This is a genomic window from Paenochrobactrum gallinarii, from assembly GCF_014205685.1.
GTDB lineage: Bacteria > Pseudomonadota > Alphaproteobacteria > Rhizobiales > Rhizobiaceae > Paenochrobactrum > Paenochrobactrum gallinarii.
Genome location: NZ_JACIIU010000006.1, coordinates 70738 through 84993 on the forward strand (window position 1 = coordinate 70738; position 14256 = coordinate 84993).

The 14256-nt window shown below is 50.8% G+C and carries 10 protein-coding genes; 8 read left to right on the plus strand and 2 right to left on the minus strand.

All coding sequences use genetic code 11. The features are described from left to right. Nucleotides 1-213 precede the first annotated feature (213 nt). From cyoA to FHS77_RS08375, 8 genes are all read left to right on the plus strand, one after another. The gene (cyoA, locus tag FHS77_RS08340; protein ID WP_184222263.1) at nucleotides 214-1245 is read left to right on the plus strand and encodes a ubiquinol oxidase subunit II; all 1032 of its coding nucleotides are present in this window, start codon (nucleotides 214-216) and stop codon (nucleotides 1243-1245) included. Between the two features lie 24 nt (nucleotides 1246-1269). After that, the gene (cyoB, locus tag FHS77_RS08345; RefSeq protein ID WP_184222265.1) at nucleotides 1270-3249 is read left to right on the plus strand and encodes a cytochrome o ubiquinol oxidase subunit I; all 1980 of its coding nucleotides are present in this window, start codon (nucleotides 1270-1272) and stop codon (nucleotides 3247-3249) included. Between the two features lie 2 nt (nucleotides 3250-3251). After that, entirely contained in the window at nucleotides 3252-3881 is a 630-nt protein-coding gene (gene cyoC / locus FHS77_RS08350; RefSeq protein ID WP_184222267.1) for a cytochrome o ubiquinol oxidase subunit III, read from the plus strand. Beyond that, the gene (cyoD, locus tag FHS77_RS08355) at nucleotides 3881-4258 is read left to right on the plus strand and encodes a cytochrome o ubiquinol oxidase subunit IV (RefSeq protein WP_210307072.1); all 378 of its coding nucleotides are present in this window, start codon (nucleotides 3881-3883) and stop codon (nucleotides 4256-4258) included. Before cyoC ends, cyoD begins: the two co-directional genes overlap by 1 nt. A 232-nt stretch (nucleotides 4259-4490) precedes the next feature. Beyond that, a complete protein-coding gene (locus tag FHS77_RS08360) occupies nucleotides 4491-5039 on the plus strand; it encodes an SH3 domain-containing protein (RefSeq protein WP_184222269.1) in 549 nt (182 codons plus the stop codon). Nucleotides 5040-5505: 466 nt separating this feature from the next. Continuing rightward, nucleotides 5506-7479, plus strand: coding sequence for an autotransporter assembly complex protein TamA (locus FHS77_RS08365; RefSeq protein WP_184222271.1), 1974 nt, complete (start codon nucleotides 5506-5508; stop codon nucleotides 7477-7479). Continuing rightward, the gene (locus FHS77_RS08370; protein WP_184222273.1) at nucleotides 7476-12122 is read left to right on the plus strand and encodes a translocation/assembly module TamB domain-containing protein; all 4647 of its coding nucleotides are present in this window, start codon (nucleotides 7476-7478) and stop codon (nucleotides 12120-12122) included. Before FHS77_RS08365 ends, FHS77_RS08370 begins: the two co-directional genes overlap by 4 nt. A gap of 128 nt (nucleotides 12123-12250) precedes the next feature. Then, the gene (locus FHS77_RS08375) at nucleotides 12251-12976 is read left to right on the plus strand and encodes a L,D-transpeptidase (RefSeq protein ID WP_184222275.1); all 726 of its coding nucleotides are present in this window, start codon (nucleotides 12251-12253) and stop codon (nucleotides 12974-12976) included. Nucleotides 12977-13068: 92 nt separating this feature from the next. Here the strand turns inward: FHS77_RS08375 and FHS77_RS08380 are convergent, their stop codons facing one another. Both FHS77_RS08380 and FHS77_RS08385 read right to left on the minus strand, forming a co-directional pair. Next, entirely contained in the window at nucleotides 13069-13299 is a 231-nt protein-coding gene (locus tag FHS77_RS08380; protein ID WP_184222277.1) for a hypothetical protein, read from the minus strand. Nucleotides 13300-13456: 157 nt separating this feature from the next. Further along, on the minus strand, nucleotides 13457-13963 hold the full coding sequence (locus tag FHS77_RS08385) for a hypothetical protein (RefSeq protein ID WP_184222279.1): 507 nt from the start codon (nucleotides 13961-13963) through the stop codon (nucleotides 13457-13459). Nucleotides 13964-14256 lie beyond the last annotated feature (293 nt).

Here is a 14256-nt window from a genome sequence, read left to right on the forward strand (position 1 = left end):
TAAGTTTTTTGTGGTCTGCGGCGTTGCATTTTTTTTGCGTGAGCCATTTTTAGTATCTTCTAATTGACTGATAATTATTTTAGAAGACGCGTGACAATCTGAGGTAATAGGTATAACTGTACCTTTCAAACTTTCAGTAATTACCGTAAATTGAGAAATTGAGGCGTGTGTTGTCTTCCCCCATTTCGGGCAATGCACGAAACGGAAGCGTAAATGAAATTTGGATCATCGCGCGTGCTGGCTCTGTTGAGCCTTGCAGTCCTGACCCTTTTTATGAGTGGCTGCCAGCAGGTTCTGCTGGACCCTAAGGGCGCAGTCGGGATGCAGGAACGCAACCTTATCTATTTTGCAACAGGTCTTATGTTGCTGGTTGTTATTCCGGTCATTTTTATGACCCTGTATTTCGCCTGGAAATACCGCGCCTCAAATGAAGAGGCTGATTATCAGCCCGATTGGCATCACTCCACAAAAATCGAATTGGCTGTCTGGCTCATTCCATGCGCCATTATTGTTGTGCTCGGCACAGTGACATGGTTTGCCACTCACAAGCTCGATCCATACCGTCCGCTGGATTCCGATGTTCCTCCGCTGGAAGTGGAAGTCACCGCGCTCGACTGGAAGTGGGTTTTCTTCTATCCGCAATATGGCATTGCGACCGTCAATGAGATGGCTATGCCTGTGGATGTGCCGGTCAATTTTAAACTGACCTCCGGCACCGTGATGAATTCATTCTTCATCCCGGCTTTGGGCAGTCAGGTTTACACCATGGCTGGCATGCAGACAAAACTGCACCTGATCGCCAATCATGAAGGCGTTTTTGATGGTATGTCGGCCAATTATAGTGGTGCCGGTTTTGCCCAGATGCGCTTTAAGGCGCACAGCTTCGATCAGGCTGGTTTCGACAAATGGGTTGCCGAGGTGAAAACCAAGGGCGAAGTGATGGATCGCACCCGTTATTTGTCACTTGAGCAGCCAAGCGAGAAACATCCGGTTCAGTATTTCACCTACAATGATCCGGAACTGTTCCATGACATTATCAATCGTTGTGTTGATGGCAAGGCCGTTTGCATGGACGATGAAATGCATCGCGTGCAGATGGCTCGTGCCGCACGCGCCAATTTACGCAAGTCTTCGCCGATCGACATGAGCTTGTGGGCAGATGATGTGATTTGCCTGACTACTCCGGTGAATCTGACTGCTGTGGATTCAATGAAAACGTCGTCACCACGTCCCCCGCGCGGCTGACAAAAATTCAAGTGAAGCTTTAAAATGTTCGGAAAATTAACGCTTGATGCGATTCCATTTCATGAGCCGATCGTCATGGTTACCCTGGCGGCCGTGTTTGGTGGTGGTTTGGCACTATTTGCCGCGATTACCTATTATCGCAAATGGGGCGTGTTGTGGCATGACTGGCTGACGTCGGTTGATCATAAACGCGTCGGTATCATGTATATCATTCTTGCATTGGTGATGCTGTTCCGCGGCTTCTCCGATGCCGTGATGATGCGCGCTCAGCAGGCTATTGCCAGCGGGGCGGAAGAGGGCTTCTTGCCACCGCATCACTACGACCAGATCTTTACCGCGCATGGCGTGATCATGATCTTCTTCGTGGCTATGCCGTTTATCGTTGGTTTGATGAACTTTGCTGTGCCGTTGCAGATCGGTGCGCGTGACGTTGCTTTCCCTTACCTGAACAATTTAAGCTTCTGGCTGACCGCAGCCGGTGCCATTTTGCTTAACGTGTCTTTGGGTGTCGGTGAATTTGCGAAAACCGGCTGGCTGGCTTATCCGCCGCTTTCCGGTATGCAGTTTAGTCCTGATGTCGGCGTCGATTATTATATCTGGGCATTGCAGATTTCCGGTATGGGGACGCTGCTTTCCGGTGTGAACCTGATTACCACAATCATCAAAATGCGTGCCCCTGGCATGGATATGATGAAGGTGCCGGTTTTCACATGGACAGCGCTTTGCTCCAACATCCTGATCGTTGCTGCATTCCCGATCCTGACTGTCACGCTGGCTATGCTGACGCTTGACCGTTACCTCGATTTCCATTTTTTCACCAATGATCTTGGTGGCAATGCGATGATGTATATCAACCTCATCTGGATTTGGGGGCATCCTGAGGTTTACATTCTGGTTCTGCCTTGCTTCGGTGTGTTTTCTGAAGTCATTGCGACCTATAGCGGCAAACGACTTTTCGGTTATACATCAATGGTTTATGCAACCGTTGCCATCACCGTTCTGTCGTTTCTCGTCTGGGCGCACCATTTCTTCACCATGGGTGGCGGCGCAAGTGTGAACGCGTTCTTTGGTGTTGCAACAATGATCATTTCCATCCCGACGGGTGCGAAAGTGTTCAACTGGCTGTTCACCATGTATAAAGGCCGTGTGCGTTTTGAAACGCCGGTTCTGTGGACCATCGGCTTTATGTGCACCTTCGTTATCGGTGGTATGACCGGTGTTCTTCTGGCTGTTCCGCCGGCAGATTTCGTGTTGCACAACTCCGTGTTTCTGATTGCACACTTCCATAACGTTATTATCTCGGGCGTATTGTTCGGTTGCTTTGCCGGTATGATCTACTGGTTCCCGAAAGCTTTCGGCTTCAAGCTCAATGAACGTCTTGGCCGCTATGCTTTCTGGTGCTGGCTCACCGGTTTCATTCTCGCCTTCGCACCGCTTTACGTGCTGGGTCTGATGGGTATGACCCGTCGTCTGAACCACACCGAAAATCCTGCATGGCAGATCTATCTGATCATCGCAGCTGTTGGTGCGGCAATCATTCTGGTCGGTATTGTCTTTCAGGTTCTGCAGGTGCTTGTCTCGATCCGTGACCGTGAAAAACTGCGCGATCTCAATGGCGATACATGGGGCACAGGCCGCACACTCGAGTGGTCAGTTTCTTCACCACCGCCTTTCTACAACTTTGCCGAAACTCCGCCGATCAAAGATGTTGATGCCTGGTGGGAGATCAAAAAAAGTGGCGTACCACGTCGCACACAGAAATTCGCCCGCATTCATATGCCGAAAAATACCGGCGCAGGTTTCATCCTTGCCATGATCAGCATTGTCTTTGGTTTTGCTATGGTGTGGCACATCTGGTGGCTGGCGATCGTCGGTGTGGTGGGCATGCTGGCTGTTGGTATCGGTCACTCCTTCTCGCTGGACAGAGACTATTATGTATCTGCCGATGAAGTGCAGGCGGTTGAAGATATCCGCACTGCTCAGCTCAAAGCACAGGAGGCCTGATCATGAGTTCCTCAGCTGTTTTAGATAATCACAGCGCTTCTATTGATGTGGAAGCAGCGCATGAAGATCATCACGATGCAGGCTCCACCTCGCTGGTAGGTTTCTGGATCTACCTGATGAGCGACTGCGTGTTGTTCTCAGGGCTCTTTGCAACTTATGCCGTTTTATCCCACCAGTTCGCTGGTGGGCCAACGGGGCGCGAATTGTTCGACCTGCAATTTGTTGCGGTTGAAACTGCATTGCTGCTGGTATCAAGCTTGACCTATGGTCTGGCGACATTGGCGATGTTCAAAGGTAATCGTGCCGGTCTAATCCGCTGGCTCGGCGTTACCTTCCTGCTCGGTGCTACCTTCCTTGCGATGGAAATCTATGAATTCCATCACATGATTGAGATTGGTGCAGGTCCGGACCGCAGTGCGTTTCTGTCGGCATTCTTCACCCTTGTAGGCACGCACGGTTTCCACATTCTCACCGGTCTGATCTGGATTGTTGTGCTGGTTGCGCAGGTTATGCGTACCGGTCTCACCAAGAGCAATCAGACACGTATTATGTGCCTCAGCCTGTTCTGGCACTTTCTGGATATCGTCTGGATTGGTGTCTTCACGCTGGTCTATTTGATGGGAGTATTGTGATGAGTGCTGTGAAAGATACACACGGAACAACTGATCATGGTGCTGATCACGGTGATCTGAAAACCTATCTGATCGGTTTTGTATTGGCGGTTATTCTCACTGCGGTACCTTTTGGTCTGGTAATGGTCGGAACATTTACTCCGGCGGTTACAGCTGCCATCGTTTTGGGAATTGCAGCAGTGCAGATGGTCGTTCATCTGATTTACTTCCTGCATATGAGCCCGAAATCTGAGGGTGGCTGGAACATGATGGCGCTGTTGTTCACTGTCATCATTCTGGCGATTGTTCTGATCGGTTCGGTTTGGATTATGCATCATCTGGATACCAATATGATGCCAATGCAGATGACCCCAGAGGCAGCCCGCAACCTGCCTTGATCTGACCAGGTGACTGTTTTTAGCGGCTTTTCTCTCCTCTCCCCCCGCAAAAGCCGCATCGGGCGCTCCGGATTTTTTAGATCCGGAGCGCTTTTTTTATATTGCGTGTGTAAATCCATTAAAACACTCATTGGTTGTATTCATGTTTGCTAAAGTGATATGAAGCCTATCTTCGACCGGAAGGACTTAAGGTGTGCTTGATGTCTTGCTCCGGTATTGACGGAGTATGCTGATGTTATTGAAACAATGGATTGGCAGTCCAAAACATATTGCCATACTTACCTTGTTGAGCTTGCTGATTGGTGTTCCTGTCGCAAGCTATGCGGCTCCGGCCATTGTCACGGGAAATGTCAATGTGCGGGAAGGGGCATCGACGCGCTATAAAAAAATCGGCACATTAAGACCAGGCTGGCAGGTGGAGGCAGGGCCATGTCAGGCCGGATGGTGTCATGTGCGTGTCGGTCGTCTTTATGGCTGGGCATCGGCGCGTTATTTAAATTTCAACCGTGCCGTTCAGCCGGCTCCATATTATACGCGTCAACCGACTGTCATTATTGAAAGCGGCCCGGTGATCAGGCGTGCGCCCTTCTGGGGATGGGGTGATGATGATTGGCGCTATTACCGGCCATCCCGCCGTCATGACCGGCCTCGGCCATTGCCGCCGCAGCCGGCACCTTCACCGCCTTTCTATGATCCTTATAATAATGCAGGTAGCGGACCGGTTTATCCGCCCATGGGTAACGTTCCCATTGGTGGGGGCGTAAGGCCGTTTGGAGGCTAAGAGCCTGCAACTGATTCCATTGAGCTGGACGAAAATTAAGAACCTGATGCTCTTCCGCATTTAGATATTATGATTTCCATCAATTTGAGCGCGTTTTTTGTAAACAATATCTGGCACAAAACTTGCGCTCAAAAATCAGTAATTCAGAAATTGCTTATATTTTATAAGGGTTTGTCCGGCCGTTCAAATGTGCCGGATATGCCTGCATTTCGCGTTAACTCTTTATTCACCTAAAAGTTGAATTGCGTCTTCTCTTGTGCGCCCGTTAACCATGCCCGTGCTATTCACTGTATATCTCGATAGAGCGTGATTTTTGATCTTGTGTTTCTGTCGGGTGAGAGCATTGCGCAGTGAAAATCATGCTGCTGCAATCGACAAATACAGGTCGAACAGATAAGGTTTCTATTGAAGAAATTTATCCGGTTCAGTCTGTTCGTATAAGTTTAGTATAGGAATGCACAAGCATATGAGACTGAAGGCAAAGCCAATTTACAAAGCAAGCGTACTGGCATTGCTGATGGCTGCCCAGCTTTCACCTTTCCTTGCTTCTCCGGCACAAGCATTTGAACTTTTCGGCATTCATTTATGGGGCGAGAAAAAGCCGGTAAATGATCCTGATGCTGTGATCGCAGAACCAAAAAATTATGATGTTGAAGTGGTTATCGGCGGCGTTCAGATTAATCCGGACGGTAAAGCGGATAATAGCAAGGAAATTATTGAGGGTGCATCCGGTTTGGTTGCCGATCAGGAGAAGCCTGCATCCGGCTCAGCAGGTTTGCTCGCTAAGGCGCGGGGTGACTATCGCCGCATTCTGGCAGCCCTTTATAATGAAGGGCGCTATGGCGGTACGATTTCCATTTTAGTGAATGGCCGTGAGGCCAGCGATATTCCGCCTGATGCGGAAATGCCTGATCACGTCAATATTGTAATTAATGTTGATCCGGGCCCGCAATTTTTGTTTTCGCGTGCGAGCATTGTGAATATGGCGCCGCCACCGGCAAAGCCGCGTCGTGATCAGGTGAAGACACCAGCAGAATCAGGCTTTGTTGATGGGGCTGTGGCGAAGTCCGGCACGATCTTGCGTGCTGAGCGTCTGGCCGTTGAAGCATGGCGCCAGCAGGGTTATGCTAAGGCTCGCATGTCTGATGAAGAGGTCACAGCCGACCATCAGGGTAATAAGGTTTCGGCAGAAATTACCATCGAACCGGGTATGCATGCGCAATATGGCTCTGTGACTGTTGAAGGAACAGAGCGGATGGATCCCGCATTTGTGGCATGGATGACCGGCCTCAAAGAAGGTGAAGATTTTGATCCGGCAGATCTGGAACGTGCTAAAAAGCGTTTGGCACGCATGGAAGTCTTCCGTGCAATGAGTTTTCAGGAAGCCGAAGAGATTAATCCGGACGGCACTTTGCCGATGACACTCAATGTGCAGGAGCGTAAACCGCGCCGTTTCGGTATTGGTGGCAGCTATTCAACTCTGGATGGTTTCGGAGCTGAAACTTACTGGATGCACCGCAATCTGCTGGGCAAAGGCGAGCGTTTGCGCGTTGAAGGTAAGGTCAGCGGCATTGGTGGTTCGCAGGAAAAATCGTTCAATCCGCAGAACTATACTTATTTGCTCGGCACAAGCTTTACCAAGCCGGGAGTCTTTACGCCGGATACGGATTTTGTTGCCGGACTGAATGCGCGTCGTGAAGTAATCGACGCCTATACGGAAACATCGGTAAACCTTAAGGGCGGCTTTACGCATATCTTCTCGGATGAATTATCCGGCAGTGCTTATGCCAATGTCGGGCGGTCGCACTTTAGCGATGATTATCACGGCAAGCGCCGGTTCACGACGATTGGTCTGCAAGGCAGCCTGCTTTATGATGGTCGTGATGACAAGAATGATGCCAAGCACGGCCTTTATGGCGAGCTCTTTCTTGAGCCGTTTTATGAGGCAACTTATGGTAATTTCATCAATAAGTTCACCGCTGAAGGCCGCGCTTATTACAGCTTTGGCAAAGGTGATCGCGTAACGTTTGCAGGCCGTGCCAAAGTTGGCTCGATTGTCGGTGCTGATATCAGTGAATTGCCGCCGGATAAATTGTTCTTTGCAGGTGGTGGCGGTTCCATCCGTGGCTATGCTTATCGCAATGTTGGTGTTGAAACATCAACGGGCGAAATCATTGGTGGTCGTTCATTGGTTGAGGCATCGGGTGAGGTGCGCGCTAAGGTGACCGAATCCATTGGCGTGGTGGCTTTTGCCGATGCGGGCTATGTTGGTGAGAAATCCTATCCGGACTTCTCTGAAAAGCTGCGCGTTGGTGTTGGTGGCGGTTTGCGTTATCACACAGGCCTCGGCCCCATCCGCCTTGATGCAGCCGTGCCGCTCAATCGCGGCTCAGGCGATCCTAAATTTTCTTTCTATGTGGGTATAGGACAGTCGTTTTGACACGATTACTGACACTTCTTTTTGTTCTTCTGTTTGCTCTGCCATCCTTTGCACAGGATCAGGCGGAGGAAGAGAAGTCGTATTTTCTATCCTTCATCGAAAATCAATTATCCGCGCCTAATCGCAGAATTTCATTTTCTGGTCTGAATGGTGTTTTGTCTTCCGAAGCTAAAGTTGGCGCGATCACTGTTGCCGACCGTGAAGGTGTGTGGCTGCGTATTGAAAATGCAACCCTGAACTGGAGCCGTCTGGCACTTTTGCGCGGCAATTTGAGCATTCAGAATCTTTCGGCTGATCGTGTGGATTTTTTCCGCACCCCATTGCCGGACAGCAATGTGCCGTCACCTGAATCGTCTGGTTTCAGTGTGCCGGAGCTGCCATTGTCCGTGCATCTGGATCAGCTTGATATTGCTAAAATCCATTTCGGCAAAGATATTTTCGGTCTTGAATCTGAAGTTTCTGCCAAGGGCAAACTGGCGCTGGCTGATGGCTCGTTGCAGTCTGAATTTGCGATCGATCGTCTTGACGGTCCGGGTGGTAAATTTGACCTTAAAGCCGACTTTACCAACAGCACGCAAAAGCTTGATCTGAATTTACAGGCGGAAGAACCGGCTAATGGTATCATTGCCAATGTGCTGAAGATCGATGGCCGACCTCCGATGAAGCTGGATGTGCAGGGCGCAGGCGTTCTTGATGATCTCAAGATTGATCTGAACCTTGATGCCGATAACAAACGTATTCTGACCGGCGCTCTGACCGTGGATCGTAAAGATTCCGGTCAGGATAAGGGTCGTGCTTTTACCGCTCGCCTCAATGGTCCGATTGCAGCTTTGGTGCCGCAGCAGTTTCGTGATTTCTTTGGTGCAGATACTAAATTGTCAGCACTTGGCCTGATTAAGGATGAAGGCGGTATGCGCCTTGATGATCTGGCTCTCGATAGCGCAGCCTTGAAACTTGCGGCTTCTGCCGAAAGTGGCAAAGACGGCTTCTTAAATCGTCTGCGTGTGGATCTTACACTGGCTGACGCTGAAAAGGGACGCGTTTTGCTGCCGGTTGCGGGCGGTGAAACCTCTGTCGCTAATGCCCGTTTCCAGCTTGCATTTGGTGACCGCCCGACCAATGACTGGGTTGGCCGTCTTGATGTCGCTAAGCTTAAAACTGCTGACCTTACCAGTGATCATATCAGCTTTGATATGGGTGGTGTGGCCGAAAACCTCGATCAGCCTGATGCCCGTCATATTAGTTTTGATGTGAAGGGTAATGTTGGCGGCCTTGGTTCTCCGCATGATGATTTGGCACAAGCGCTTGGCGAAAAAATCGAACTTTTGATCAATGGTCAATGGACAGCCGGTCAGCCGGTTGATCTGAACCGTGCCGATATTATTGCGCAGGATACCAAGCTGAGCCTGAAAGGCATCATTGAGGACAATCACTTTAAGGGTGATATCAATGCAGCAATTGAGAGCCTGTCTCCATTTGGTGCGCTGGCCGGACGTGATCTTGGCGGTGCGCTGCATCTGACAGCCAAAGGCAAAATCGAGCCTCTGACCGGCGCTTTTGACCTTGATCTTGATGGTAGTGCGGATGGCATGCGCACCGGCATTGAGGCCGCGGATAAAGTGCTGGCCGGACAGACACGTCTGACAGGTGGTATTGCGCGTGGGCCGGAAGGTTTTGCAGCCCGTAATTTCCGTCTCGGTAACGAGCAGACAGAACTGACAGCCAATGGCGTATTTGCCAGTAAAGATGCGGATTTCAACTTCGCAGCCTCGCTTGGCGATATGGCTTATGTCTCCGATCAGACATCAGGTAAACTGACTGTCAAAGGCAGTGCGCGTGGCAATGACGGCGTGTTTGCTGTTGCTATTCGTGCGGCTGCGCCTGAAGGAACATTGGCCGGCCAAAAGCTGAGCAATGGTGCGTTTGACTTTAACGCTGTGATGGATGGCAATTCGAAAACCGGCACTGTGCTGAATGGTCAGCTTGCCGGTCATGCTTTTCTTAATGGCGAGCGTGTTGATCTGTCCACTTTAGTGGATCTGGTCGATGATGAAAAACGTCTGAGCAACTTGCTCTTTAAAGCAGGTGGTGCCGAAGTTCGTGGTAATGTCACGCAGACCGCCAAAGGTTTGTTTGAAGGTCAGTTGCAGGTTGATGCACCGGATGTTTCCACTGCTGCCGCGCTGTTTCTGGTTGAAGCGGCTGGTAGTGTCAAAGCTGAAATCGGCCTTGATCATAATGGTGAAGCCCAGAATGCCGTGGTTAATGCGACAGTTAAAAGCCTGAAGGCGAATGGCAACCACATTGATTCTGCCGATATTGCAATGAAAGCGCAGGATTTGCTGGGCGTTCCGGTTGTTGATGGTCAGGCAACTGCACGCAAAGTCAAACTTGGTGATTTCGGTATTGATACGCTTGATGCGCAAGCGAATGCTCAAGGCTCGAAAACACAGTTTACCGCCAATACCAAGCTTGCAATCGGCACCGTTGCCAATGCAGCCGGTTCGCTGGAGCCAAAAGATGGCGGCTTCCTGTTAAGCTTGGCAAAAGCAGAGGTGAAACAGGCGCAGCTTAATGCAAGCCTTGCAGCACCTGCTGATATTGCCATGAATGATGGCCGTATTTCCTTTGGCGACGTCCTGATTAATGCCAGCAATGGCGGCAATAGTGGTCAGGTTAAAGTGAATGGCGGTCTGGCAGATAAGTTTGATTTGTCTGTTGCTGTTTCTGACTTGCCGCTGGCGCTTGCCAATGCGGTTCAGCCGGCTCTGGGTCTTGGCGGTATCGTTAATGGTACAGCCCATATCACTGGTACTGCCGATGCGCCGGATGTCCGTTTTGATTTGCAGGCACGCGGTGTGACCGCTGCTGAATTGAAAAAGCAGGGCATTGCAGCATTGGATGCAGATGCGAAAGGCACGTCAGCCAATAATCGTCTCAATGTTGATGCGCGCGTCTTTGGCGGTGGTGGCATTGATGTGCGTGCCAATGGTGGTGTGCCGTTGGGCAAGGGCGAACTGGCGCTGGATGTGAACCTCACCCAATTGCCGCTCACTGTTTTGAACGGTGCGGTAAAGGGGCAGGATTTGCGCGGGCTTGTCACGGGCACAGCACGTGTGACCGGCACATTGCAAAATCCGAATGCCAAGTTCTCGTTGAAGGGCAATGAGCTTTCAACGTCATTTTTGCGTGAAAACGGATTGGCGCCTTTAACACTCAATACAGCCGGTGAATTTGCCGGACAGGCAGTTAACTTCTCCAGTCTGACAGTTGACGGGCCAAAAGGCCTGAATGTCAGCGCCAGTGGTAAAGTGCCGCTTTCCGGTCAGGGCTTGGGTGCTAATGTGACCGGTAATGTGCCTTTGGCGCTTGCCAATCGCTTTATCGCTGATCGTGGTTCGCAGGCGAGCGGTACACTGTCTTTGACCGCTTCGGTCTCAGGTAGTTTTGATCGTCCGCAATTGCGCGGTATGTTCTCAACCAATGGCGCGCAGTTCATTGATCCGGAAACCAATGTCCGTCTTAACAATATCAATGTGATGGGTAGTCTGGACGGTGAAACCATTTCGCTGCGTCAGGTCAGTGCTGATCTGGGTAGTGGCGGTTCACTGAGCGCCAGCGGTACGATTTCCACCAATGTGGCAGCTGCAATGCCTGCCAATATTGAAATCAAGTTTAACCGTGCGCGATATGCTGATGGCACGCTGGTGGTGGCAACCGTTAATGGTGGTTTGTCGATTACCGGTCCGTTGCTGCGTGATCCGCTGATTGGTGGCCGCATTGATATTGAGCGTGCAGAAATCTCCGTGCCGGAAAGCATGGGCGGTGGTGCGGCCAGCATCAATGTCAATCATATCAACACACCGCTTGCGGTGATGCGCACACTCACACGGGCAAAGGTTGAAACCCGCAAAGGACCAATTCCTACCCCTTCCGCGCGTCCAAGCGTTGCCAAGCTTGATGTGTTGGTCAACGCTCCGAACAAGATCTTTGTTCGTGGTCGTGGATTGGATACGGAACTGGGCGGACGCTTGCGTCTGACCGGCCCTGTGACCAATATCCAGCCTGTCGGTGGTTTTGATCTGCTGCGTGGTCGTATCGGCATTATGGGGCAGCGTATCACCTTTGACGAAGGACAGGTGACCTTGATTGGTGATCTTAATCCGCAGGTCAACTTTGTTGCACGCACTGAAGGCAATGACATCATCGTACTGGTAACGGTTAAAGGTACTGTCGATAATCTCGACATCTCTTTTAGTTCGCAACCTGAATTACCGCAGGATGAAGTTCTGGCGCGTTTGCTCTTCAATCGTTCGATCAGTGAATTGTCGCCCTTCCAGATTGCACAGCTGGCCGCTGCTGCGGCAGAGCTTGCTGGTGGCAAGAGCACCTCTTTGATGGGTAGTATCCGTCAGGGCGTCGGGCTGGATGATCTGGATGTGGTGACCGACCAGAAGGGTAATACCGCTGTGCGCGCCGGTACCTATATCCGTGATAATATCTATCTGGGCGTTGAAGCCGGTTCAGCGGGAGCGACCAAGGGTACGGTTAATATGGATATTAGCCGTCATCTGAAGGCCAAAGCATCTGTCGGCTCGGATGGTAATTCCAGCGCTGGTGTGTTTTATGAGCGTGATTACTAAGCCATAAAGCGTTTTGTTTTGTGATCCGGCAGGTGGCTTTTTAAGCTGATCTGCCTGCCGGATTAACGCTTCTTAAACCATAAAAGCGCAAGGTCATACCCCATACTAATGATGACCGGAAAACACTTATGGCGAAGCTTGACGCGCATTTTACCCGTCGCATATTTCTGCTGGGCTCCGGCTCGTTCGCTTTAACTGCGATTGCTGGCTGTCAGTCGATGGATATGTCGGCTTTTCAGATGGATGTTGATCCGATGAGCACCGGCGGCATTTCGCCGATGCGTCCGCAGATCAGCGTTGATAAAGCCATCACCACGCCGGATGTGATGTATGCGGCGGTGAATGAAGGTTCTTATAACCTTCCTGCCATTCCCTATGAAAAAGTACCCAAAGAGTTCCGCCGTCAGATCGTGCCTGATCCGACCGGAGAGGCACCAGGCACGATTGTTGTCGATACAGCCAATCATTATCTCTATCTGGTGCAACCGGGCGGTGATGCTCTGCGCTATGGCGTTGGGATTGGTCGTGCCGGCTTTGAGTGGTCGGGACGTGCCAATGTGCAATATAAAAAGCAATGGCCGCGTTGGACACCGCCACCGGAAATGATTAAACGCCAGCCGGAGCTGGAAAAATATCGTAATGGTATGGAGCCGGGGCCGCAAAACCCGCTCGGTGCACGTGCGCTGTATATTTACCAAAACGGGCAGGATACCGGCTATCGTATTCACGGCTCGCCGGAATGGTGGTCGATCGGACAATCAATGTCGTCCGGCTGCATCCGTTTGATGAATCAGGATATTATCGATCTCTATAACCGCACTGAAGGCAAAGCGCCGATCGTTGTGCGCGCCTGATGATATCTCATAAATTCCGGATGAGGCCAGAGGTCAGGAAAAGCCCCATCCGGCGCACTTTAACAAGTTTGGGTGATTAAAGTGCTGCAGGCTTAACGCATTGCTACGTGTTGGCCGCTCTGTTGTGTATCAGTAAAATTCATCACCATTTTGGCAGGCTGCGGCAGGCTTGTTTCTGCCACTGTCTGGACAACTGTGGTGGCTGTGGTTGCAGCCATTTTATAAGTGGTCATCGGATGCTGCTGGCTCATCATCAGCAGTGAGGCTGCTGTCAAAGCTGAAGCCGCAATCAGACCGAGGCGTTTTTCAGTACTGGCAAGCATAACACACTCCGTTGTGTGAGGCATTTGAGGAGACTGCGCTCAAATGCTTGGGGTTAACTGGTCGTCCGGCGATGCGTATCTTAAGTGTCAGTCTTAAGGGCTGGGGGAGGATTGGGGCAACTGATTAAGACCGCACCGCCTCATACACGATTGAACTCTAATGTACGGTCACTGCCGATGTGCGGCTAAGCGCACTCATCAATGCATTTGTCGGTATCGGCAGCAAAATCTGATCTGCTGCCATCAGGGCATCAGCAAAATCCTGCGCTGCTTTTTCCACTTCCAGACAGCGGCTTTTGCAGGCGATAGAGCCAAGGCAGGCATCAATCGTTACTTGGTCACCGTTTTGCATGGCGGAAATGAGCCCGAGGGTTAAGCATTCAGCCTGACACACCTGATGGGAATCAAACGGGAAACTATGCAGCGGGCATAAAGCGCAATGACGCAGTACGCGCACAAATTGCGACAGTTCTGCAATCAGACCTTTGCTGGCATCAACACCAACTGCATCGCTATAAAGTGCCCAGGTCATTTCCCATGGCAGCACAGAGCCTGTTTCGAAGCCTGCAATCCAGCGACGATAACCTTCCAGCACCAGCCGTTCCGGCATGCGGTCAAAATATGAGGTGTTGCTACCATTTAATTCGGCAATACGCGGGTTCATGCGAGCCTCCGCGGAGCTGCTTCACAGGCTTTATCTGCAACCCAGTGATATGAATAAGGGGCTTTTGCAAAAGGCGTAACCCCAGAGGCAGAAGCTAATATGCGCTGACCATTGCTTACGGCTAGGAATTGCAGCTGCAATCCGTTTTCCGCAATGTAACGGTCTTTTTTAAGACCAAACATAAGGTCCTCCAATCGAACGGGTTCAAGGCCCAGACATTAAAGGTTGAACGAAACTGACTGAGATGAGGAATTCATCTTTGTCAGGCTCATTTGCAGATATAGAACGCTGGA

Coding starts and splice junctions, on each gene's coding strand:
- cyoA (WP_184222263.1), top strand. CDS start 214: ATGAAATTTGGATCATCGCGCGTGCTGGCTCTGTTGAGCCTTGCAGTC.
- cyoB (WP_184222265.1), top strand. CDS start 1,270: ATGTTCGGAAAATTAACGCTTGATGCGATTCCATTTCATGAGCCGATC.
- cyoC (WP_184222267.1), top strand. CDS start 3,252: ATGAGTTCCTCAGCTGTTTTAGATAATCACAGCGCTTCTATTGATGTG.
- cyoD (WP_210307072.1), top strand. CDS start 3,881: ATGAGTGCTGTGAAAGATACACACGGAACAACTGATCATGGTGCTGAT.
- FHS77_RS08360 (WP_184222269.1), top strand. CDS start 4,491: ATGTTATTGAAACAATGGATTGGCAGTCCAAAACATATTGCCATACTT.
- FHS77_RS08365 (WP_184222271.1), top strand. CDS start 5,506: ATGAGACTGAAGGCAAAGCCAATTTACAAAGCAAGCGTACTGGCATTG.
- FHS77_RS08375 (WP_184222275.1), top strand. CDS start 12,251: ATGGCGAAGCTTGACGCGCATTTTACCCGTCGCATATTTCTGCTGGGC.
- FHS77_RS08380 (WP_184222277.1), bottom strand. CDS start 13,299: ATGCTTGCCAGTACTGAAAAACGCCTCGGTCTGATTGCGGCTTCAGCT.
- FHS77_RS08385 (WP_184222279.1), bottom strand. CDS start 13,963: ATGAACCCGCGTATTGCCGAATTAAATGGTAGCAACACCTCATATTTT.